Source organism: Pseudomonas sp. P5_A12, assembly GCF_056400685.1.
This window is the reverse complement of sequence record NZ_JBFUKU010000009.1, coordinates 1-22,782: the sequence shown is the minus strand read 5'-3', so window position 1 is coordinate 22,782 and position 22,782 is coordinate 1. Positions and strand designations below refer to the sequence as shown.

Sequence of the window (22,782 nt, the reverse complement as noted above, 5' to 3'; positions counted from 1 at the left end):
GAGCAGTGAACACCACATGCAGCATTACTGCTCATCTAGCATCTGTCGAGCGATAGAGAAGGCCGCTTACTCCTTGGTCAAATCCACCAACGGCGCCTGCCTCACCTCAGTCTCCCGCCCACCCTGTATATCGCTCACCGTCTTCAACGCCTTTTCCACAGCCCCCTTATCCGCCAACAAGCTATACCTGATCTGAAACTGCCTCTGCTCTTTAGCCCCAATCATCGGCACTAAACCGATCGGCCGCTGATACCGGCGGTTATAGGAAAAACTCGTCCCCGGCTCCAACCCGGTCACATATCCCTGCCCTTGCGTATCGGTGTTCTTCCATAACGAGAACACGGGCAACTGCTGAGTATTAAACCCAACCGACACCCCAAGGCTGCCTGCCTTGTTATGCAGCACGGTCAACGTGTCACCCTTGGCATCGCCATAAGGCACAACGTTGTAAACGGTTTCGTCGTAATCTTTGGTCGGCGCACGGTAAGTCTGCCAATCCGGCAGATCCCCTTTGGCCTTGTCGTTGAACGGCGACACCTGTTTGACCGGTGCCACAAATCGGGCGCCCTGCTCCAGGAACGGCGTGCTGAAGTTACTGTGGTAAAGCGCCTGGTACTCCTTCGGATAATCACCGTTGTTGGTCAGGGTGTCGTTGAGGGCAAATGTGACGCTGCCGGGCTCAGTGACCAATTCTGTCATTACCGAGAAATCGACTTTCTTGAACGCCTGCTCTTTGAGTTCGCCGCGCAGGCTGATCGCGTAGGGCGGTTTTTCATCGATATGCAGGGTGACTTTGCCGGCCGGGATGTTGGCGGCGCGGCCATGCAGGGTCAGCAATTCGCCGTTGTCCATGCCGGGATGGCCGACCCATTCGTAGCCGCAGCGAGTGACGAGTTCGTTAAAGCCTTCGAGCCAGCCCAGGCCGCCACGACCGTTGAGCTCGATGAAGGAGGGATTGACCACGTCCTTGACCGGCGAATCCCAGCCCATGCGCACATTACCGACCGACGCCTGCAGGACGTTCATCCCGCGAGTCGGCACCACCGAGAGTTTCATCATGCCGTTATCGATGTCGACGATGCTGACGCCCTCTTGCCGGCCGCCGTGCAAGGTACGAAGGTTCACGGAGAAGGGATGGTCGGTCTTCACACCGAGTTGCTGGCTGGTGATCTGCCAGTTTTGCGCGGCTTTGTCGCTGTCGAGCAGGACGTAATCCCAGGCCATGGCGTGGGAGGCGGACAGCGCGCCAAGGGCGACGACGAGTTTTAGCGGGGACATGGGGAAAGCCTTTCTTGGAGTTGTGCATTTTTTATAGCGCTGATGAAACGATTCAGCAAGCTTAAAAAAGCTGACGCCCGAGCCTTCCCCAGCCAATTAAATTTGACCTTATGCAACCTCCGCACGCTTACGTTAGTCTCATGAGGTTTAAACCTCCGGCAGATTGACGGCGATATCATGATGACACTAAGGTCGCCGGCTAATTGCAGGAGCAAGCACAGACATCTTTGTCTGTCATTTTTGCGCAACGGATCGTATGGAGTTTGAATGCGCGGGGCACTATTACGCAGCGGTAAGAGCGGGTCATTCACTGCCCTCGGCGAAACAGGTCAACCGGTCTACCGGGCAGCCCTGCAATTGCGCGAAGCCATTCGCCGCAAGAACCCCGATTTGGTCGATCATCTGGCCATCCCTCAAAGTGATGAACTCGGTAACCAGATCGATTGGTACAGCGCCCTCGACGGCGATGTGATTCCGTGGAGCAGTGCGACCGAGGAAGAACGCGCCCCTGCCCGCCGCCAACTTGAAGCCCTCAAGACCGCACTCGAAGAATTGAGCCAGCGTTTCCTGGCAACTGAATCCGGCGAACAGCAGCAAGGCGACAAAGCCGTGTTCGGCAAGTTGCTCAAGCGTGTGATTCATATACCCGACGAAAATTTCGTCTATCTGGTGCAAGGCAAACCGGTGCTGACCTTTTGGGGTTTCGAGCACGCCGGTACCGACTTCAATCGCGATCCGCTGCACTGCCTCTATCAGGCTCCACCCGTGGTCGAAGCGCCTGTTGTTGCGCCCGTCGTGCCAGTGGTTGCCCGTCCGTGGTGGCGACGCTGGTGGTGGTGGCTGTTACTGCCGCTCCTGCTGCTGCTTTTGTGGCTGTTGCTCGGCCTGCGCGGTTGCGTCCCGATTCCGTTGGTGGCGGTAGACCTGCTGCCCAAGGGCATCGTGCCGGTGGAAAAACAACTGGAAGCGCCGCAACTGCCTGGYAATGTCACGACGTTGAATGGCGTTCCGGTGACGGGCACCGTTATAGGCTCCACCACTGGAACCGGCACCGCCGTGACCGGAACACAAGGTATGGAAGCGCCGGCCGTCGAGGGTAACGAGGCTGACGCCGCGGCCACCGACCTGGCCAAAGACCCTGCCAAAGAACCTGCCAAAGACCCGGCAGCCGAGTCTCCTGCCACCCCACCCGAAAACAAAACCACGCCGCCGGATGTCACATCGCCGGAAGCAGAAAAATCCGCCGCCGCAAAAGCCGGCCCTCCCCTGAGCATTCCGCCAGACGCCGCCGACGGTGCCGCCAAGTTCCTCGACGGTCAGTACAACGCAGGCGCCGGGATACAGGACCGCCGAACCGGCAAACCGCTGCGCCTGGAATACCAGCTCAAGGACGGTAAGGGCCAAGTCACCGTACACCAGGCCGACGGTTCTAAATGTAGCGGGCCGGTGAGCGCTACTATGAAGGGTGGCAGTCTGGCCATCGACAGCCAGGGCCAGGCCGTTTGTGGCGATGGCAGCACTTACGACATGCCCAAGGTCAACTGCCGCCCAGGGGCGACCACGGTCGCGGATTGCACCGGCGGTTACGGAACAGAACAATTCCCCATGTCCATGCGGCAAGCGGCCGAAAAAACGGAATAACCCGACATGTTGCCTGAAGTCACTCAATTCGAAGACACCGTCACGCTGGTCAGCGACACCGGCATCCAGTTCATGGATTTCGCCCTGCGCCTGGATCCCCGCAAGGAACCGGCAGGCGAGTTCGCACCGATGATCAGTGGGCTGATCTGCCGCCTGGCGTACAACGAAGAGAAAGACTTCTTTTTCTACGAGCCCGAACCGGAAAAGGTCGAAAAAGCCAAACCTGCGTTCAGCGTCGACATGAAAAGCAGCCTCGATCTGCTCGACGGCATCTGGCTGCCGACCCCGTTTTTCCGCTTCATGCCGCCGCATCGCTTTGATGAAGGCCCGACGAACTGGTCGCGCATGCGTCTGGTGAAACTGGCAACACCCGACATCGACGGCAACACCCATCGCCTGACGATGGCGTTCGACAGCCGTGTGATGCCCAAGCGTGACGGCACGGCTTACCTGGCGCCAAACGAAGAAGACATCAGCTCCGGCGTGTCTTTCAAACTGGCGACCAAGGCCAGCGAAACCCGCTGGTTCCTGGCGCAGCCGTGGGTCAACGAGTGGTTGCTGGAAGTGTTCAACGAGGGCAATGCCCACCGTTCGCGCGCAGAGCTGGACACCGATATCCGCGCCAGCTATCACCTGGCGCACTACCTCAACCTGCTCAGCCTGTTGAGCACGCCGTCAGCCGCCCAGCAGTCGAYGGCCCGGGCGAAAGTTGAAATTCCCGAGCTGAAAGTGGTCGCCAACGACAGCAACGGCCTGGTCAAACCGATTCCGGTGGACCTGGTGCTGGACGTCGGCAACTCGCGTACCTGTGGCATCCTGATCGAAAACCACGGTCAGGCCGGCTCCGGGTTGAAGCAGAACTACGTGCTGGAACTGCGCGACCTGATCACCCCCGAACACACCTACAACCTGCCGTTCGAAAGCCGCGTGGAATTCGCCCAGGCGTACTTCGGCAAGGACCACTGCTCGGTCAAGAGCGGCCGTCACGATGCGTTCCAATGGGCGACGATTGCCCGTGTCGGCAATGAAGCCAGCCGTCTGGCCAGCCGTCGCCGTGGCACCGAAGGTTCCACGGGCCTGTCCAGCCCGAAACGCTATCTGTGGGACGAAAACGCCTATGGCCACGGCTGGCGCTTCAATTGCTCGTACATCAAGACCGACAACGAGCCGTACGCCACCGCCGCGCCGTTCTCACACCTGATCAACGAAACCGGCGAGGCGCTGTACAGCCTCGAAGAAGACGATCGTCTGCCGGTGTTCATGCCGCGTTATTCACGCAGCTCGCTGATGACCTTCATGCTCGCCGAAGTGCTGGCCCAGGCGCTGTCGCAAATCAACAGCCCGGCCCAGCGCTCGCGCCAGGGGCACACCCGCGTGCCACGCCAGCTCAACAGCATCACCCTGACCGTGCCGCCGGGCATGCCGCAGGCCGAGCGCAGCATCCTCAACGAACGCATGCTGCAAGCCATCGGCCTGGTGTGGAAAAGCCTCGGCTGGCATGCCGGCGAGGAAGATCCACATCTGGATCAGGCCGTCAGCCCGCGCACACCGATCCCGAGTATCCGCGTGGAATGGGACGAAGCGTCCTGCGGCCAGTTGGTGTACCTGTACACCGAGGTCAACGAGAACTTCGCCGGTCACCCGGAAGAATTTTTTGACACCATCGCCCGGCCGGACAAGACCGACCGCCAACGCATCACCCTGGCAACCATCGACATCGGCGGCGGCACCACCGACCTGGTGATCACCGACTATCGCCTCGACCGCGCGGGAAATACCGGCAGCGGCAGCAACGTGCACATCGTGCCCGAACAGCGTTTTCGCGATGGTTTCAAAGTGGCCGGCGACGACATCCTGCTGGACGTGATTCAGGACTTCGTCCTGCCGAGTTTCGAAAAAGCCTTGCAGAACGCCGGCGTGAAAGCCCCGGATTCGCTGATGTCACGGCTGTGTGGCGATGAATCGGTCAGCGCCCAGGACATGATCCTGCGCCAGCAATTGAACCTGCAGGTGTTCGCCCCGCTGGGCCTGGCGCTGCTCAAGGCATACGAGCATTACGATCCGCAGGTCCCGCAAGAAGTCACCCCGCAAAGCTACCGCCAATTGCTCGGTGACAACGCGATCAGCAAGACCGTGCTCGACTACGTCAACGCCGCCGTGCGCCGCGATGTCGGCAGTCAGAGTGGTTTCGACCTGTATGCCGCGCCGATCAGCTTCGACCTGCAAAAGCTCCACGCCGCGTTCCTCAACGATCAGATCAACATCACCAAGATCCTGGGTGCGCTGTGTGAAGTGGTCGCGCATTACCCGTGTGATGTCTTGCTGCTGACCGGCCGCCCTTCGCGCCTGCCCGGCATCCAGGCGTTCATTCGCAAGGTGTTGCCGCTGCCACCGGGGCGCATTCTGGCGCTGCAAAACTACCGCACCGGCGGCTGGTATCCATTTCACAAGAACGGCCGGATCGACGACCCGAAAAGCACCGCCTCGGTCGGCGCCATGCTCTGCCTGTTGTGCGCCAACCACAGCGTGCCGAATTTCTACTTCCGGGCATCGGCGCTCAAGCCGTATTCGACGGTCAAGCACATCGGCGTCATCGACCTGAACAACGTGATCAAGGATGCCGATGTGCTGTACCGCGACATCCAGTCCGAGGACTACAAAATAAAGCTGCCGGAAATTGGCGTTGGCGACGCCGCCGACACGCCGCAGCTGGAAATGCGCGGCGATCTGCGCCTCGGTTTCCGCCAGTTGGCCACCGACCGCTGGGCCGCCTCGCCGCTGTATACCTTGCGGTTCACCAAGGCTGGTCGGGAGAAATTTTCCCGGGCAATCGGTGAAAACGGCAGCGCGCCGCTGCTCAAGGTGCGGTTTGAGGTAAAACCGGCAGACAAATACACGCGCAAGCAGGATCTGGTCAGCGACCGACTCTCGGTTCGCGACATCGAATCCAACAGCAACAACGTCAACTTCAACCCGCGCAGCGACCTCGAGCTGGAACTCAACACCATGCTCGACGCCGGCCTGAGCGAGACCAAGTACTGGCTCGACAGTGGAAGTGTGAAACGCAAATGAAAGACCTGACCCCCGATCAAACTCAGCTCTCTGCCAGTTGGGCCGCTGTTTATGAAGGCGCCGGTCAGGCGCTGGACTGGATAGGCCAGACGCGCGGCAATGCGCCGCGCCTGGACAGCGAAGCCGACAACCTGAACATCCGCCTGCACCGCGCCCGCAACCTGGCTCAAAGCCTCGGTCGTGTGGCTTGCACGCCGATGACCATTGGCTTTTTCGGCTTGTCCCAGGCCGGCAAGTCCTACCTGATTTCGGCCCTCGCCGCCGGTCAGAACGGCAAACTGGAGACCGAGTTCGGTGACCAGCGCCTGGACTTCATCAAGCACATCAACCCGGTGGGCGGTGGCAAGGAAGCCACCGGCCTGGTGACGCGCTTCAGCCGTCGGGCGACGGAAAGTCAGGACAAGGACTTCCCGGTAGAGCTCACGCTGTTCAAGGAAATCGAGCTGGCGAAGATTCTCGCCAACGCCTGGTTCAAGGACTTCGACCTTGAGCGAATTTCCTACGAGATTGATGAAGAACGCATCAAGCGCGTGCTCAAACCGTTCGAAGGCTGCGAAACCGGGCCCCTGCAAACGGGGGTCGATGCCGACGATCTGGTGTCGCTGTGGGATTACCTGCGCGACAACTTCCGCAACTCGGTGAAAAAGCTTGAGCACCTGTATTGGCCCAAAGCGTTGCAACTGGCGCCACGCCTGAATTTCGAGGAACGAGCCAAGCTGTTTTCGATCCTTTGGGGTGAGCAACGCGAGTTGACGCGCGTGTACCAGCAACTGGCCGGCGCGCTGCACAAACTGGGTCTGCCCGAGACCGTGTTCGCACCGTTGAAGGCCTTGGTCAGTTTCGAAGACGACACCTACAGCCAGCGCGACAGCATYATGAACGTCGACATCCTCGAACGCTTCGGCAGCCCGCTGGACTTGCCGATCGATGTTCGACCGCTGGTGGGTGATCGCCTGCAAAACAGTCAGGCGATCCCGGTCGCGCAACTGGCGGCACTGACCGCCGAAATGACCTTCCGCCTGATCGAATCGCCGGTGGATGACATCGTCAATCAGGTCGACTTGCTGGACTTCCCCGGTTATCGCGGGCGCCAGAAGCTGCACGAGATCGCCGATTCCAACGACCCGCAATCCACCGCCAAGGACAACTCCGTTTCCCAGCTGATCTTGCGCGGCAAGGTCGCCTACCTGTTCGAACGCTACACCGACAACCAGGAAATGAACGCGCTGGTGGTCTGCACAGGCACGACCAAGCAGAGCGACGTCAACGACGTGGGCCCGGTGCTGACCCGCTGGATCGAAAAAACCCAGGGTGCCGACTCGGCTGCTCGCAGCAAGCGCGATACCGGCCTGATCTGGGCGCTGACCATGCTTGACCTGCGCATCACCAACTCCCTCAGCCTGACTCCGGATCAGTACGACGAGAGCTGGAACGGCAWGGTCAAGCTGACCATGCTGGAGCGCTTCGGCAGCCTGAGCTGGATGAACGACTGGGCCGGCACACCGTTTCAGAACACTTACCTGGTGCGCAAACCGCGTATGGACGCGGCGTTCATCGGGCAAGACGCGACCGGTGCGGAAACCGGCCTCAATGCCATCTATCAGGAACGTGTCAGCGCGCTGGGCACCAGCTTCGCCAGCAACGCCCTGGTGTGCAAACACATCAAGAACCCGGCCAACGCCTGGGCAGAAATGCTGCGCAACGATGACGGTGGCATCAGCCACTTCAGCGGCAGTTTCAAAGGCGTGGCCAACCTCGAATTCAAATTGCAGCGCATCCGCGAGCAATTGAGCGAGTGCCTCGAAGGCCTGACCACTCATGGCCTTAGCCCTTGGTACCACGCCGACGGCGACGGTGCCGCAGCCGCCAAGAAAGCCAAGGCGCAAATGATTCTGACGGGCCTGGGTCGTCGTCCGGCAGTGCTCGGTGAGTTGATCGATCAACTCGACATACCGAGCGAAGAGGTGCGTGACCTGTACCTCAGCGGCGTGTACGAAACCGATGACGAGCCCGCCGTGAGCGACGAACCGGCTGCCCCGACCCCGAGCCAAAGCCTGTACGGCAACGACGCCGGTTTTGATTTCGATTTCAGTGATGACCTGAGCCACGACGCGCCAGTCAGCAGCAAAACCGGAACCCCGGCGCCCGAGCTGCAAAGCAACGAGCACCGTTTTGCCAAAGCGGCCTTCAAGGCCTGGATCGCACACCTGCGTGAACTGACCACCCGGCAAAGCCTGCTCAACCTGCTGGGGCTGGAAAAGGCTTTGCTGGAAGCAGTGGTCGATGAACTGATCACCGCCGGCTATCGCCAGGACTTGCCGGGGCAACTGAGTCGTGCCGTCCTCAAGCGTGCACAAAGTGGCGCGCGGCGCGATCAACTGGTCGAGCGCCAGGTACTGGAAGTGCAGCGGGTTCTGCGCGATTTCGTGTCCTGGTTCGGCTACCTCCAGAAGCCGGTGAGCGAGCGTCCAAACAGTCGCGCCGGTGCCAAGGAGCCGTTGTTTTCGTTCTACACCGACATTGGCCCGGGACAAGTGCCCGTACTGCCGGCGCAACCGGCCAATCAGGCGCAGCGGTATCTCGGCGACTGGCTCTCGGGCCTGGCCTACATCACGCAGGACAATGCCGGCCATGGTGCCGGACGTGAAATCACCCCTGAACAGAACGAACGGCTGGGCCAAGTGCTCACAGCCTTCGCAGCGAGATAAGCAATGCCCATTCGTGTCGACCTGCTCGCGTTAGAGCCCAATGTGCCTGGCCAGGCCCGCCTCACTGTGAAGAAATGGCAGGGTGGCGAGGAACAGTTGGAGTTTTCCATTCAGCGTAACCAGGACGGTTTTTACCTCCAGGACCACAAGGCCTGGAGCAATAATCCATTCTGGTTCAAGGTCTCGCGTTTCAACCTCACCGCCAACGGTGAAGCTTTGGAAACTCAGGTCGGCCCGATCGTGGTCGACCCGCTGCTGGAAGGCGGCGCTAACTCGCAATTCCAGATCGAACTGCGCGAACAGAACCATGGTCATGCCGATAAAGGCGTGGTTCGCCCAGGCGTTGGCTTGCTGCCGTCCGCGGCCGGCGGCCAGACACGCTCGACCTACGGCGGTGCCGAACTGACGGCGCCGAGCGTACCGGCACCGCAGATCCTGGAAATCCCGGATCTACCTGAACTGACCCTGTCCACCGCCGAGCCAGAAGTGGAGTTGGAGTCGGTACTCACCGAACCTGCCTATACGCCGCCTCCCGCACCGGTGAAGAAAAGCAACAAAGGCTTGATCGGCCTGTTGATTGTCGTGTTGTTGCTGGCAGCCGGCGCCGGATTCTGGTTCTACCAACGTACCCCGGCCCCTGCGGTTGCAGCCACTGCCGCCGCATCGGCCGGCGCCGATGCTCAAGCCTGTACCCTCGACAGCATGAACAGCCTGCCCGAGCTGACCTTCGTCCAGACCTGCATCAAGGCGGCACCCGACAGTGCCAAGTTGCTGGAGATCATCAACCAGGCCAAGGCCGGCAAGCACTGCGGCGTTGCCCAGCGCCTGTACGCCAACCGAGCCCAGGCCGGTGACACGCTGATCGCCAACGCCTATGCCCGCGAATACGACTCTAAATACTTGAAAGCCAGCGAGTGCTTCCCGGCCGCGGACAACGCCACTGCCGCCTACTGGTATGAAACCATCCTCACCCAGGACCCGAACAACGCCGAAGCCAAGCAGCGCTTCGAGGAGTTGCAGAAGTGATCCGTTCGCCCCTGAGTCGATTCCTGCTGAGCGGTGCCGCCTTGCTCGCGCTGTGCATCAGCCCGCTGTCCCAGGCCGATGACAAGCCGCTGATCCAGGCCGGTAAAAAGACCCTGTTCCAACGCGTGCTGACCACACCGGGCTGCAAGATCAGCCCGACCGCGGGCGGTGCCGAAGGTGAAGCACAACCGGTCTTCAGCCGCTTTTATGTGTACGAACGTGCGCAAGCGAAGAACGCCGAGTGGCTAAAAGTCGGCCCCGACAGTTACGGCAAAACCATTGGCTGGCTGCCTGCCAGCTGCACGACCGACTGGAAGATGCAACTGACGCTGGCCTTCACCAACCCGGCCAACCGCGACCGGTTGCTGTTCTTCAAGGACCGCGCCACCGTCGAAGGCATCCTTGATGCGCCGGACCCGGTCAGCAAAGTCGCTCCGCTGCGGGCCACGCTGAAAAAGGGCCAGCAAGCACCGGGCGTACTGGCTGAAGAACCGGAATACTTCGTCGACCTGCAAAAGCAGTTCTACCTGCTGCCGGTGCTCAGTGGCGAAGAAGTCATGACCGAAAGCGGATTCCGCACGCGCCTGCTCAATGTCGCCTCCGTCAGCAAGCCGGATGACAAGAACGCCAAGGCCGGTGCTGGAAGCAGCGCTGCCGGCAGCAAGGAAGCCGAAGAGAAAAAGGCCAACCAGCTGAAGGAATTCAGTGCGGCCGTGGTGTTTGTCATCGACTCGACGATCTCGATGGACCCCTACATCGACCGCACCCGCGAGGCGATCCGCAAGGTTTACCAGAAGATCGAAGCGCAGAACCTCGGCAAACAGGTCAAGTTCGGCCTGGTGGCTTTCCGTTCCAATACCCAGGCAGTGCCAGGGCTGGAATACACCACCAAAATGTACGCCGACCCAACCAAGGTGAAAGACAGCGCCGACTTTTTCGCCAAGATCGCCGACCTCAAACAGGCCACCGTGTCGAGCAGCAGCTTTGATGAAGACTCGTTTGCCGGCGTCATGGAGAGCATCGACAAGGTCGACTGGAACCAGTTCGGCGCACGCTACGTGGTGCTGATCACGGATGCTGGCGCCATCGAAGGCGACGACAAGCTGTCGAAGACCGGTTTGAGCGCCGCACAGGTGCGTATGGAAGCCGCCAACCCGGGCGTGGCAATTTACACCCTGCACCTGAAGACCCCGGCCGGGGTCAAGGACCACGCCAAGGCCGAGGCGCAGTACCAGAACCTGTCGACCTACCCGGGCACCAACACCTCGCTGTATTACCCGGTGAACGCCGGTGATGTGCAGGAATTCGGGCGCAAGGTTGACGCCCTGGCCGGGGCGATCACGACACAAGTGAAAGCCGCCTACATGGGCGAAGACGCCATCGGCAGTGCGGCGAACGCCAAGCAGGACCCTGCCGAGAAGAAAATGCTCGAAGACGCGGCGCTGATCGGCCACGCCATGCAGCTCGCCTATCTCGGCGAGAAGACCAACAGCAAGGCCCCGCCAGTGTTCAAGGCGTGGATCACCGACCGCGACCTGATCAAGCAGAACATCCCGACCACCGACGTGCGGGTGCTGCTGACCAAATCCCAGCTCAGCGACTTGAGCGACGTGATGAAGCAGATTCTCGATGCCGCCAACGAAGGCCTGATTTCACCCACGGAAATGTTCGATCGCCTGCGTTCCGTGGCGGCGACCATGGGCGCCGATCCCAATCAGCTCAAACAGAACAGCAACGCCAAACTGGCGGACATGCACGTCCTCGGCGAATACCTCGAAGACCTGCCTTATCACAGTGAAGTGCTGAACCTGGATGAAGAGACCTGGAAGAGCTGGGACGGTCTGGCGCAAGAGAAATTCATCCGCACGCTGAACACCAAACTGCGGCATTACCAGCGTTACAACGCCGATGTCGACCGTTGGGTAGCTTTAGCCAAAGACAGTGATGCGCGGGACAACGTCTATCCCGTGCCACTGGAAATGATGCCTTAACGAGACGCCGATGCTTGATATCAAGAACCTGCTGGTGCGCCGTGGTGAAGGCGCACAGGCTCATCACGTGCGATTGCCGCACTTGCAGGTCGGCGCCGGAGAGATCCTCGCCATCACCGGCGAGAGTGGCAGCGGCAAAAGCACGTTGCTCGAAGCCATCGGCCTGTTGCTCGCGCCGGTGGAACTCGAGCGTTTTCGGCTGGGCCCGACGCACGCTCAGGATATCGCCCATCTGCTGGCGACTGACGACCAACCTGCTCTTGCCGCGGTGCGCTCACGGCATTTGGGCTTCATTTTGCAGAGCGGCGGTTTGCTGCCGTTCCTGAGCGTGCGTGACAACATCAACCTGCCGCGCCGTTTGCTCGGAATGACGGCGAAGAGCGAGCACATCGACCACGCCGTTGACGTGTTGCGCCTGCAAGGGTTGCTGGATAAACAACCTCAGGCCTTGTCGATCGGCGAACGCCAGCGCGTGGCCTGCGTTCGGGCAATTGCCCATGAACCGCTGCTGCTGTTGGCCGACGAACCGACCGCCGCGCTCGATCCTCACAGTGCCCGGCGTTTGTTCGAGTTGCTCCTGAGCCTGGTGTCGAGCATGGGTTTGAGCGCACTCGTTGTGTCCCATGACTGGGCCTTGCTGAAGGATTTCGGCTTGCCGCGACTCGGCGCTATCAGCCGCCAGGGAGAGACTCTGTTTGAACCGATGGACTGATCGCTTGCACCTGCTGGGCTCACTGGCGCTGCAAGACCTCTGGCACGACCGCAAGGTCTCGCTGTGCATCGCCGCGTCCCTGGTGGCGGTGATCGCGCCGTTGTTGCTGCTGTTCGGGCTCAAGCACGGGGTGGTCAGCCAGTTGCAGGACGAACTGCTGCGCGACCCGCGCAACCTTGAAGTGAAGATGCTCAGCAACGGCAACTACGACACGGCCTGGATCGAGCGTTTGCGCCAGCGCCCCGAGACCGGTTTTGCCCTCGGCCAGACCCGCTCGCTCAATACCCAGGCTGACCTGCTGATCGGCATGCAACGGTTTGTCGAAGGTGCGGAAATCATCGCCACCGAACTCGGCGACCCACAACTGAACCTGGCGTCACTCAACCCCGTCGGCAATCAAGTGATCCTCAGCGCCAGCGCAGCGCAACGCTTGCAGGCCAAGGCCGGCGACAGCGTGCAGCTGCGGGCCTTGCGCCGCCTGGATGGGGTCAATGAACGCGGCGAGATGACGCTGACGGTACTGGCCGTGCTCGACGGTGCCCGCTTCGGTCGCGCGGCCGGGTTTGTCGCCCCGCCGCTGCTGCTGGATCTGGAGCGCTTTCGCGACGGTTATCAGGTCAGTGCCTTCGGCGTTGCCACCGGCAAGCCTCAGGACGATCTGCAACCGCTGTATGCCCGCGCCCGCGTGTATGCGCGCGACATCGACCAGGTCGCGCCACTGGAACGCTGGCTCAACGAACAACACATCGAAACGTCGAGCCGACTGGCCGACATCGACAACGTCAAAGCCATCAACCATGTGTTGGGGCTGATCTTCGGTGTGATCGCCATGGCGGCGCTGATCGGCTGCGTGGCGTCGATGGTCGGCGCGTTCCTGGCCAACATCGATCGCAAACGCAAAAGCCTGGCAGTCCTGCGTCTGCTGGGTTTCAAACGCAGGGCCGTCGGCGGCTTCGTGGTCCTGCAAGCGTTATTGCTGAGCTTGGCCGGCTACGTGGGCGGGCTGGGGTTTTACGCCGTAGGCAGTCATTTGTTCGACTATTTGCTTGGCAGCAGCCAGGCCACCGGTACCTTCGTTTGCCACATCACTGTTTGGCACGGCGTTGCCGCCCTGCTCCTGACCTTTTTGGTCGCTGCCTTGGTGGCCATGATTGGCGCCCTGCGCGCCATCAACATCCAACCTGCGGAGAGTCTGCGTGAGCTATAAACGGTTTGGCTTGCTGTTACCCCTGACCCTCGGCTACGTGCTCGACGCCTCGGCGGCAGGCTGGGAAGAGAAGTATTACAACCCGATGCCCGAGGCTGGCGACGTCGTGCTGCCGATGCCCTGCGAAGGCTCGATGGTGTTTCGCAAGGTATTCATTCCGGTCGCCGGTCCGCTGGATGACTACCCGATCAACATCGGTCAGGACGGTGCGGAATACGGCTACGTCGAACAGACCCGTCCGACCTTTATCGCCGGCAGTTTTACCGGGGCCAAGAACGACAAATCCCGCTACTACCTGATGGCCAAGTACGAGATGAGTCAGTTGCAATACGCCGCGCTGACCGAAGCAACCTGCCCAACCGCTGCCACCAAACTGCGCGTGCCGCAAACGGCGGTGAGCTGGGTGCAAGCCATTGAGGCCGCCGACAAGTACAACCTGTGGCTGCGCAAAAACGCCGCCGGCAAACTGCCCAAGGAGGACGGTGCGCAAGGCTTCCTGCGCCTGCCCACCGAAGTTGAGTGGGAGTTCGCCGCACGCGGCGGGCTGGAAGTCGGTGCCGCTGAATTCCGCGATACGCACTACCCGATGCCAGAAGGCATCAACGCCTACGAGTGGTTCGCCGGGGCGCAATCGTCCAACGGCAAAGTGCAATTGACCGGACTGCAAAAGCCCAACCCGCTGGGCCTGCATGACATGCTCGGTAACGTCGACGAAATGATGTTCGAGCCGTTTCGCCTGAACAAACTCGACCGCCAGCACGGTCAGGCCGGCGGCTACGTCGTCCGTGGCGGCAATTACCTGACCGCGCAGGCCGACTTGCGAACGGCATTGCGCAAGGAAGAGCCGTATTACAACGCCGAAGGCCAGGTGAAAAACAAGACCACCGGCCTGCGACTGGTGCTCGTCTCCCCGACCCTCACCTCTCGCGAACGGGTCGCCAGCATCGAAAGCAGCTGGAAGAAACTCGGCACCGGCAGCAAGGAAGCCGAATCCGCCGACAAAGGCACCGTACAATCCCTGAACAACCTAGCCTCGGGCGTTGAAGACAAAGCGCTCAAGGAAAAGCTCCAGGCCCTGGAAAACCAGCTGCGCGCGAGCAACCAGCAGCAGGAAGAAACCCGCGACCAGGCGATCCGCGCCAGCCTCAATCTGGGCGCATTCTTGTGCACTAAGATGCTCGACGATGGTCAGTACGTGGACTTCCTGCAAAAGAACTACAAGCTCAATTGCGAAGGCACGGACAAAGATGCCAGTTGCGACATGCGCAAAACCAAGCTCGACGAGCAAAAGGACCGCCTGCACAAGCTCAGCCGTTACTACGCCAGCAGCCTGGTGGAATCGGCTACCTTGTACGGCCAGCCACTGCTTGAAACGCAAGTCCCGGTGATGGAAGAAATCATCAGCCGCAACAAACAGCTGCAAGACCTCAAACCTTACTTGCGCACCCACTGGGCCAATCAGAAGGCGTTCCTGCAAAAGCAGAAAATCGACACTGAAGCCTGGCTGAACAGCTGCAAAACCGTCACTCAATAACAACGCGTCAACACCGTCACGTAGGAGTTTCACCATGTCGCGCAGCCTTTGGACTCGCTTCAAGCTACAGATCGCTTTCGTAGTCGCCGGCAGCCTGCTAATGACCGGCTGCGCCAACACCGGCAGCTCTATGCTCGGCGAAGGCGACGGTGCCGACCCGCGCCTGACCCAAGGCAATGACGCAGAGTTCTTCAGCAAATCCGGATACCAGGCCTGCGCCGTCGGCGCCGGTATCGGCATCCTCGCTTGCGCACTGTCCAACAGCAACAACAAAACCGTGTGCGTCGTCGCCGCCGGTATTACCGCATGCGGCGTGGCCATGGGCGCGAATTATTACCTGGATCAACGTCGCGCCGAATACGCCGACACCTCCACCCGTTTGGCGAAGATGAACAGCGACGTAGAACAAGACACGCAGAAGGTGATCGCCCGTACCGCGACCGCTCAGCAGGTGATCAAAGATGATCAGGCGCAAATCGCCCAGATCAAAAAGGACATCGCCAACAAGAAAGTCGACCATTCCAAGGCTCAGGCGCAAATCGCCGGTATCGATTCGGACATCGCGCGCCTGCGTAAAGACCTGGCCAACATGCGTACCAAAGTCACCGAGTACAGCAAAGTGGCAGACGCCGAGCGCTCACAAGGCACCAGCGCCGAGATCAGGCAGGTGGACATGAACATTCAGAAAATGAACCAGAAAGTCGTCACCTTGCAGAAGGAAGTCGACGCTCTGTACAGCCAACGCTCCGCAATCACTTTGGGTTAAAGACATGACGCTACAACAACTGGTAGTCATCACTGCCGTCCTGGCCCTGAGCGGTTGCGCGACCCAGCCCGGCGAATGCGATGCGACCAATCGCGACAGCAGCATGCTGACCAAGATGAACTGCGACTACTCCGGTGGTTACAGCGAACAGGTCAAGCAGAAGGAACTGGCCCTGAGCGAGTCCCGGCAGCAAAACGCAATGTTCCATCAGGTGTACCAGAACATTCAGGCCCAACAGCTCAGCACCAAGACCGATCTGGCCAGCCAGCAGAAATCCCAGGCGGCGCTGAATCAGTCGCTGGCGCAACTGCTGACCTCGCTCAAAGCCCGGCGTGGCAATGAAGCCCACGTGCAGAAGCAGATTGCCGACCTCGAGAAGCAGCTCAAGGCTTCGCAAGCGGCGCCAACGACCAAATCAACACCCGCGGCGCTGGCGGCCAAGCAGCAAGAGCTGAAAACGTTGCAGAAGAAGGTCAATCAGCTGCAATTCAGCCTCGGCTACGAAGAGTAACTTTTCACCCCGCAGGACATCCCGACGGATGCCTGCACTTTTTCAGGAATCGTCGTCATGCAGCGGGTCATCAGGGATGCGCAAGCCACATCGGAGGGGATGAGTGCGCTGCAAGCCAAAGTCGCCCTCATCCAGAAACACTTTCCGCCGACCGTCGCCAGTCTGTTTGCTATCCCGCGGATGGGCAGTGGCGACGTGCTGGAATGGTGGACCGAACTGGGAGGCCAACCCACGCCCTATGCCGACCTCAACGAGGACGCGCAACGACGTTTGCTGGAAACCTATGAAGCGCGTCAGACGTCCCTCGAACAGCTGGCGGACGAACTACAAAAACGCGGTCAACCGACGGTAGCGGATGACCTGCGCAGCCTCCTCGGCACGCCTGAGCTGGACAAACTCTACAGCCTCAACGGTGAGCCTTTGGTGGTGCGCTGGAACCTGCGTCCGCCCAGACCTATCGTGCCGCCGGTGGTTCCGGTGGTTCCGGTGGTGTCGCCATCGCGGCGTGGCTGGTGGATCGCGGCGGCCTTGCTCGCGCTGCTGTTACTGCTTCTGGCGCTCTGGCTCTGGTGGTTCCTGCACCGTGAGCCGGTTGTCGTGGTTCCGCCGGTAGCGCCTGTGGCGCCGGTGGTAACGCCAGTTGAAAAACCGGTTGAGAAACCGGTTGAGCCGGTCCCCGAACCTGTCGTGGAACCGGAACCGAAACCTGCTCCGGTACCAGAACCCACGCCAGAACCGGTACCGGAGCCCAAGCCGGTCCCGCCACCCAAACCGGTACCGGAACCCAAGCCGGTCCCGCCACCCAAACCGGTTCCACCGCCAAAACCGGTAGTGGCTGCCCCGCCACCGCCGCCACCGCCACCGCCACCGGCCCCGACGCTGGACAACTTCGCATGCCGTAAAAATGCGCCGGCCGCGGAGGTCCCGCAATTCGTGGTGGTGCTCGACACCTCGGGTTCGATGAACTTGAACATCAGGTCAGTGAAAGCCGACGAGGACTGGTTCTACGGTGGTGGTGACCTCAACAAGCTCCTGGACCCGAATCGCTACATGCGTCTCACCGCCAAACCCAGCCGCATGGACGTCGCCAAGGACTCGCTGGCCGGCATGATCAACGGGCTGGACCCGAAGATCGACACACGCTTGATCACCTTCGCCGGCTGCGAAAGAACACCGGACCGGGGTGTGTTCAAGTTCGGCGACCGCCCGCGGCTGATCAACGGTATTCGTGGCCTGGCTCCCGACGACGGCACACCGCTGGCCGACAGCCTGGCCCACGCGGCGAGTACCGTCGACGGGCGCAATAACGATGCGGTTATCGTGATGTTTGTCGACGGAGAAGACGGTTGCGGGCAGGACGTTTGCGCGGTATCCCGTCGAATCGCCAGGGAACAACCGCGCCTGCGAGTCAACGTGGTGAAAATCGGTGTTGGCGGCACGTCACGCTGCATCGCTGAAAACACCGGCGGCCGGGTTTACAACAGCACCAATGCGGCTGAACTGGGCAGCCTGTTGAAACAGGCGAGCAAGGAAGTATCCAGCAGTGCCAAGTGCGATTAGCTTGGGATAGATCCTGAAATGAGGGGACCTCAATCGCGAGCAGGCYCGCTCCCACAGGGTTTTGTGTCGATCACAAATCCAATGTGGGAGCGAGCCTGCTCGCGATGGCTATTTCAGCAGCGCCTCAACGAAACCGGTCAACCTCATGCCGCAGGTCCGCCGCGAGCTGCTCCAGCTCTTTAGCGGTAATGGCCAGATTCGACACCACTTCACGCTGTTCACTGTTGGCCAACGCGATACTTTGCAGGTTGCTACTGAGCAACGTCGCCGTACTGCTTTGCTCTTGAGTCGCGGTGGTGATCGCGGCGAATTGCTGACCGGCCGAACGGCTTTGCTCGTCGATCCGCGCCAGGGCTGAAGCCACATTGGCGTTACGCGCCAACCCTTCCTGCATCAACACATTGCCCTGTTCCATGGTGCTGATGGCGTTGCCGGTTTCTTGCTGGATGCTGCTGATCATCCCGGAAATTTCGTCAGTGGCCTGACGGGTACGCGATGCCAGATTACGCACTTCATCGGCCACCACCGCAAAACCACGGCCCYKCTCWCCGGCGCGAGCCGCTTCGATGGCRGCGTTCARSGCYAGCAGGTTGGTTTGCTCGGCAATCGATGTAATCACCCCGACGATGCCGCCGATTTCCTGGGATCGCTGGCCCAAGGTATTGATCACGGTTGCGGTGCTGTTCAAGGCGCCAGCGATTTGCTCAAGTGACGAGGACGCTTCGTCCATTGACGTACGACCGATCCGGGTTTGTTGCGCGTTTTCCTGAGCCAGACGCTCGGTGTTGCCCATGTTGTCGGCGATGTTCAGGGACGTGGCGCTGAACTCTTCCACGGCGCCGGCCATGCTGGTGATTTCGCCGGACTGTTGTTCCATTCCCTCAAAAGCGCCACCGGACAGACCAGACAACGCCTGGGCACGGCTATTGACCTCTTGCGAGGCTTTGCGGATGTGCTCGACCATGGTCGACAGGGCCTGGCTCATCTGATTGAAAGCGCGGGCCAGCTGACCGATCTCATCGTTGCTCGCCACGTTCAGGCGCACACTCAAATCACCGGCGCCCAACGCTTCGGCCTGACGCACCAGATCACCCAGCGGCGCGAGTTTGCTACGCAATAACCAGATTGCCGAACCAACCGCGATCAACATCGCCAGCAAACTGCCGATGGCCAATTGAATGCCGACACTCCAGGTCACGGCACGGATTTCAGCTGTTGGCATGCTCGCCACAACCGACCATGGGCCGCCATCGAACGGTACGACCACGCTATAGAAGTCTTCGGATTTGTCGCTCCAGAAATTGCCTTTGCCCGGCGCTTTCGCCAGACCGGCAATCGCCGGAGTCGCTTGATCCAGTGCTTGCACGCCCGCAGGTGGCACCAGCCATTTGCTTTGTTCATCCAGCAACGCCAGCGAACCGGTCTGGCCGATGCGGAAGTGTTTGAGGTTGGCGAACTGCGCGTTCTGCGCATCGGTGTAATCGAACCCTACGAACAGCACGGCAATCACCTTACCGCTACCATCCCGTACGGGCGTGTACTGCGTCATGTAGGAGCGATCGAAAAGCAAGGCGCGACCGACGTAGCTCTGCCCCGCCATCAAGCGCGCATACGCCGGGTGAGCGTGATCGAGCAGCGTGCCGATGGCGCGGTTGCCGTCCTGCTTGGTCAGGGAGGTGCTGACCCGAATATAGTCTTCGCCGCTGCGCACGAACAACGTCGCCACGCCGGCGGTCATCTGCTTGAACTCGTCCACTTCCTCGAAGTTGTTGTTCAACACGTCGCTGCCCAGATGCAAGCCCGGTGTTTGCACACCCGCCACCGTCACCGGCTCCTCCGGGTGCAGGCTCAGCCCGGTACTGAACCGCTTCTCGAACAGACCGCTCAGACGCTGGGTGCTTTCACGCAAAGTGCCGTGAAAGGTGCTCAATTGATCAGCCAGCAGTCGGGCTTCACTGGCCAGGTGCTCTTCGCGGGTGGCGAGGTTGGCCGTGTCCAGCGAGCGCAGGGCGAACATGGTACTGCCAGTGATGGCAATTGCCAGGATCACGGCAAGCGCGAGACCAAGCTGTGAGGCAATGCGCGCACGGGGTTGAGTCATGACAGCTCCTGGCCGAGCGACCTGATCCTGTTTGATCGGGCTGATCGCTCAACAAATGTTCCAGTAATGGGCAAAAACGGCGAACCTATACGAAGGTTCCACTTGCAAATTTTCGGCGGCAAATCTGAAAACTTGAGTCATTAACCGGGATACAGCTCAGCGCAGGTGCTCGACCGCCGGTAAATCCATGGCCCGAACCTCTCCCAAAAGAAAATCGCTGAGGCGGCGCAATCGCTCACCTCCGGGACGGGTTTTCGGCCAGACCAGGTAATAATTCTCACCGCTGGCGACCGCCGTCGGCCACGGCAAACTCAGTCGCCCCTGCGCCACATCTTCCGCCACCATCAACAAATCGCCCATGGATACGCCATAGCCTCGGGCGGCGGCGATCATGCCCAGCTCCAGCGTGTCGAACACCTGGCCGCCCTTGAGTGAGACTTGTTCGGTCAGGCCCATGCGCTCCAGCCAACTGCGCCAGTCGCGGCGGTCGGGCGTTGGGTGCAGCAGTTCGGTGCTGGCCAGGCGCGCGACGTCCCAAGGCTGATCGTTCAGCAGATTCGGCGCGCCCACGGGAATCAGCTCCTCCGGGAATAACAACGTCGCCTCCCAGTCCGGAGGGAAACGCCCGTTGCTGAGGATCACGGCGCAATCGAACGGTTCCTGATTGAAGTCCACCGAGTCGATGTCCATCCAGGCGCTGGTCAACTGCACTTCATTGCCTGGTTGCAGGTGCCGGAAACGGCTGAGCCGCGCCAGCAACCAGCGCATGGTCAAGGTCGACGGGGCTTTCATGCGCAGGATGTCGTCTTCGGCGCGCAAGGTATTACAGGCGCGCTCCAGGGCCGTGAAACCGTCACGAATGCCCGGCAGGATCAACCGCGCCGACTCGGTGAGTTGCAAGTTGCGTCCGCTGCGGTGAAACAACCGACAGGCAAAATGCTCTTCGAGCGTACGAATATGCCGGCTCACCGCGCTTTGGGTGATCGACAGCTCTTCAGCCGCGCGGGTGAACGAGCTATGCCGCGCTGCCGCTTCAAATGCGCGCAAGGCATATAAGGGAGGAAGACGACGAGACATGAGGAAAGGTCCTATAGCGTAATCCGGCTACCGTAGCAGAAACTCTTTAGCATGAGTCTGACTCATGCTACCCATCCTTTTTATCCCTTTGTGCAAACCCCGTGAAGCGCCGAGAATCGACGTTTTCCAGTTCTCTTTGTTGATCGAGCGTGATGACCATGAAGCATCCAGCGCGTACTGAACTCCGGGCCATTCTGCGGCTGGCGGGGCCGTTGATTGCCTCGCAGTTGGCGCACATGCTGATGGTCCTCACCGACACCTTGATGATGGCGCGCCTGAGTCCCGAAGCACTGGCCGGCGGCAGTCTGGGCGCGGCGACCTACTCGTTTGTAGCGTTCTTTTGCATTGGCGTTATCGCCGCCGTTGGCACTCTGGTATCCATCCGTCAGGGCGCGGGCGATACCGTCGGCGCTGCGCGGCTGACCCAGGCCGGACTGTGGCTGGCGTGGTTGATGGCACTGGTGGCCGGGCTGCTGCTGTGGAACCTCAAACCAGTGTTGCTGCTGTTCGGCCAGACAGAAAGCAACGTCCACGCGGCCGGGCAGTTTCTGCTGATCCTGCCGTTCGCCCTGCCCGGTTACCTGAGTTTCATGGCCCTGCGCGGTTTCACCAGCGCCATTGGCCGCGCAACACCGGTCATGGTGATCAGCCTTGGCGGCACCGTAGCCAACTTCCTGCTCAACTATGCGTTGATCACCGGGATGTTCGGCCTGCCAAAAATGGGCCTGATGGGCATCGGGCTGGTGACGGCGATTGTCGCCAACCTGATGGCGGTAGCGCTGGCGGTGCACATCCGTCGGCATCCGGCGTATGACGCGTATCCCTTGCGCCAGGGCCTGTCACGGCCAAACCGTCAGTACTTGAAAGAGCTGTGGCGTCTTGGCCTGCCGATTGGCGGCACATACGCGGTGGAAGTCGGGCTGTTTGCGTTCGCCGCGCTGTGCATGGGCACCATGGGCAGCACACAGTTGGCGGCGCACCAGATCGCCCTGCAAATCGTATCGGTCGCGTTCATGATTCCGGCGGGGCTTTCTTACGCGATCACGATGCGTATCGGCCAGCACTATGGCGCCGGGCAATTACTCGATGCGCGACTGGCCGGCCGGGTCGGCATTGCCTTCGGCGGGGCGGCGATGCTGGGATTTGCGATGGTCTTCTGGCTGCTACCAAATCAGTTGATCGGCCTGTTCCTGGACCACAACGACCCGGCGTTCCGTCCTGTCATTGAACTGGCCGTGAGCCTGTTGACGGTGGCGGCCTGGTTCGAGCTGTTCGACGGCACGCAAACCATCGCCATGGGCTGCATACGCGGGCTCAAGGATGCCAAGACCACGTTCCTGGTCGGTCTGGGTTGCTATTGGCTGATTGGCGCACCGGCCGCGTGGTGGATGGCCTTTCATATGCACTGGGGGGCGACGGGCGTCTGGTGGGGGTTGGCACTGGGGCTGGCGTGCGCGGCGGTGAGTTTGACGCTGGCGTTTGAATGGAAGATGAAGCGGATGATTCGGCGAGAGCCAACGTTGCAGCAGCGGTTCCAGGTCCCTCAGCCAGAATGAGATCCCCTGTGGGAGCGAGCCTGCTCGCGAAGGCGGAGCGTC

The 22,782-nt window shown here is 60.7% G+C and carries 15 protein-coding genes; 12 read left to right on the top strand and 3 right to left on the bottom strand.

Translation table 11 applies throughout. From position 1 onward, the window contains the following. Positions 1 to 66: 66 nt before the first annotated feature. Positions 67 to 1,278 (bottom strand): aldose 1-epimerase family protein, encoded by a 1,212-nt coding sequence (locus tag AC1DSG_RS02595; RefSeq protein ID WP_477789454.1) that lies wholly within the window; start codon positions 1,276 to 1,278, stop codon positions 67 to 69. A 267-nt stretch (positions 1,279 to 1,545) separates the two neighbouring features. On the opposite strand from AC1DSG_RS02595, the gene AC1DSG_RS02590 reads away from it, so the two are divergent. From AC1DSG_RS02590 to AC1DSG_RS02540, 11 genes are read left to right on the top strand one after another with little or no spacing between them, the layout of a single operon-like run. Then, positions 1,546 to 2,919: an SrfA family protein gene (locus AC1DSG_RS02590; RefSeq protein WP_477789453.1), complete on the top strand. Its 1,374-nt coding sequence runs from the start codon at positions 1,546 to 1,548 to the stop codon at positions 2,917 to 2,919. Positions 2,920 to 2,925: 6 nt separating this feature from the next. Next, on the top strand, positions 2,926 to 5,991 hold the full coding sequence (locus AC1DSG_RS02585; RefSeq protein ID WP_477789452.1) for a virulence factor SrfB: 3,066 nt from the start codon (positions 2,926 to 2,928) through the stop codon (positions 5,989 to 5,991). Continuing rightward, entirely contained in the window at positions 5,988 to 8,699 is a 2,712-nt protein-coding gene (locus AC1DSG_RS02580; RefSeq protein ID WP_477789451.1) for a putative virulence factor, read from the top strand. The genes AC1DSG_RS02585 and AC1DSG_RS02580 overlap by 4 nt, the downstream gene beginning before the upstream one ends. A gap of 3 nt (positions 8,700 to 8,702) precedes the next feature. Then, positions 8,703 to 9,725: a hypothetical protein gene (locus AC1DSG_RS02575; RefSeq protein WP_477789450.1), complete on the top strand. Its 1,023-nt coding sequence runs from the start codon at positions 8,703 to 8,705 to the stop codon at positions 9,723 to 9,725. After that, a complete protein-coding gene (locus tag AC1DSG_RS02570) occupies positions 9,722 to 11,716 on the top strand; it encodes a vWA domain-containing protein (protein ID WP_477789449.1) in 1,995 nt (664 codons plus the stop codon). Before AC1DSG_RS02575 ends, AC1DSG_RS02570 begins: the two co-directional genes overlap by 4 nt. A 10-nt stretch (positions 11,717 to 11,726) precedes the next feature. Then, on the top strand, positions 11,727 to 12,428 hold the full coding sequence (locus AC1DSG_RS02565; protein ID WP_477789448.1) for an ABC transporter ATP-binding protein: 702 nt from the start codon (positions 11,727 to 11,729) through the stop codon (positions 12,426 to 12,428). Further along, the gene (locus AC1DSG_RS02560) at positions 12,412 to 13,635 is read left to right on the top strand and encodes an ABC transporter permease (RefSeq protein ID WP_477789447.1); all 1,224 of its coding nucleotides are present in this window, start codon (positions 12,412 to 12,414) and stop codon (positions 13,633 to 13,635) included. Before AC1DSG_RS02565 ends, AC1DSG_RS02560 begins: the two co-directional genes overlap by 17 nt. After that, a complete protein-coding gene (locus AC1DSG_RS02555) occupies positions 13,625 to 15,169 on the top strand; it encodes an SUMF1/EgtB/PvdO family nonheme iron enzyme (protein WP_477789446.1) in 1,545 nt (514 codons plus the stop codon). The genes AC1DSG_RS02560 and AC1DSG_RS02555 overlap by 11 nt, the downstream gene beginning before the upstream one ends. A gap of 34 nt (positions 15,170 to 15,203) precedes the next feature. Further along, complete coding sequence (locus AC1DSG_RS02550) at positions 15,204 to 15,935, top strand: hypothetical protein (RefSeq protein WP_477789445.1); 732 nt, start codon at positions 15,204 to 15,206, stop codon at positions 15,933 to 15,935. Between the two features lie 4 nt (positions 15,936 to 15,939). Then, positions 15,940 to 16,446 (top strand): hypothetical protein, encoded by a 507-nt coding sequence (locus tag AC1DSG_RS02545; RefSeq protein WP_477789444.1) that lies wholly within the window; start codon positions 15,940 to 15,942, stop codon positions 16,444 to 16,446. A 57-nt stretch (positions 16,447 to 16,503) separates the two neighbouring features. Continuing rightward, positions 16,504 to 18,006 carry a vWA domain-containing protein gene (locus tag AC1DSG_RS02540; RefSeq protein WP_477789443.1) on the top strand — a complete coding sequence of 501 codons (1,503 nt, stop codon included), beginning with the start codon at positions 16,504 to 16,506 and terminating at the stop codon, positions 18,004 to 18,006. Positions 18,007 to 18,130: 124 nt separating this feature from the next. Here the strand turns inward: AC1DSG_RS02540 and AC1DSG_RS02535 are convergent, their stop codons facing one another. Both AC1DSG_RS02535 and AC1DSG_RS02530 read right to left on the bottom strand, forming a co-directional pair. Next, a complete protein-coding gene (locus tag AC1DSG_RS02535) occupies positions 18,131 to 20,107 on the bottom strand; it encodes a methyl-accepting chemotaxis protein (RefSeq protein WP_477789442.1) in 1,977 nt (658 codons plus the stop codon). A 156-nt stretch (positions 20,108 to 20,263) separates the two neighbouring features. Beyond that, positions 20,264 to 21,184: a LysR substrate-binding domain-containing protein gene (locus AC1DSG_RS02530; protein ID WP_477789441.1), complete on the bottom strand. Its 921-nt coding sequence runs from the start codon at positions 21,182 to 21,184 to the stop codon at positions 20,264 to 20,266. A 158-nt stretch (positions 21,185 to 21,342) separates the two neighbouring features. Between AC1DSG_RS02530 and AC1DSG_RS02525 the strand changes: the two genes are divergently transcribed. Continuing rightward, positions 21,343 to 22,740, top strand: a complete 1,398-nt coding sequence (locus tag AC1DSG_RS02525; protein WP_477789440.1) for a NorM family multidrug efflux MATE transporter — start codon at positions 21,343 to 21,345, stop codon at positions 22,738 to 22,740. The last annotated feature ends 42 nt before the right edge of the window (positions 22,741 to 22,782 follow it).

Coding starts and splice junctions, on each gene's coding strand:
- AC1DSG_RS02545 (WP_477789444.1), top strand. CDS start 15,940: ATGACGCTACAACAACTGGTAGTCATCACTGCCGTCCTGGCCCTGAGC.
- AC1DSG_RS02575 (WP_477789450.1), top strand. CDS start 8,703: ATGCCCATTCGTGTCGACCTGCTCGCGTTAGAGCCCAATGTGCCTGGC.
- AC1DSG_RS02525 (WP_477789440.1), top strand. CDS start 21,343: ATGAAGCATCCAGCGCGTACTGAACTCCGGGCCATTCTGCGGCTGGCG.
- AC1DSG_RS02550 (WP_477789445.1), top strand. CDS start 15,204: ATGTCGCGCAGCCTTTGGACTCGCTTCAAGCTACAGATCGCTTTCGTA.
- AC1DSG_RS02565 (WP_477789448.1), top strand. CDS start 11,727: ATGCTTGATATCAAGAACCTGCTGGTGCGCCGTGGTGAAGGCGCACAG.
- AC1DSG_RS02530 (WP_477789441.1), bottom strand. CDS start 21,184: ATGTCTCGTCGTCTTCCTCCCTTATATGCCTTGCGCGCATTTGAAGCG.
- AC1DSG_RS02595 (WP_477789454.1), bottom strand. CDS start 1,278: ATGTCCCCGCTAAAACTCGTCGTCGCCCTTGGCGCGCTGTCCGCCTCC.
- AC1DSG_RS02540 (WP_477789443.1), top strand. CDS start 16,504: ATGCAGCGGGTCATCAGGGATGCGCAAGCCACATCGGAGGGGATGAGT.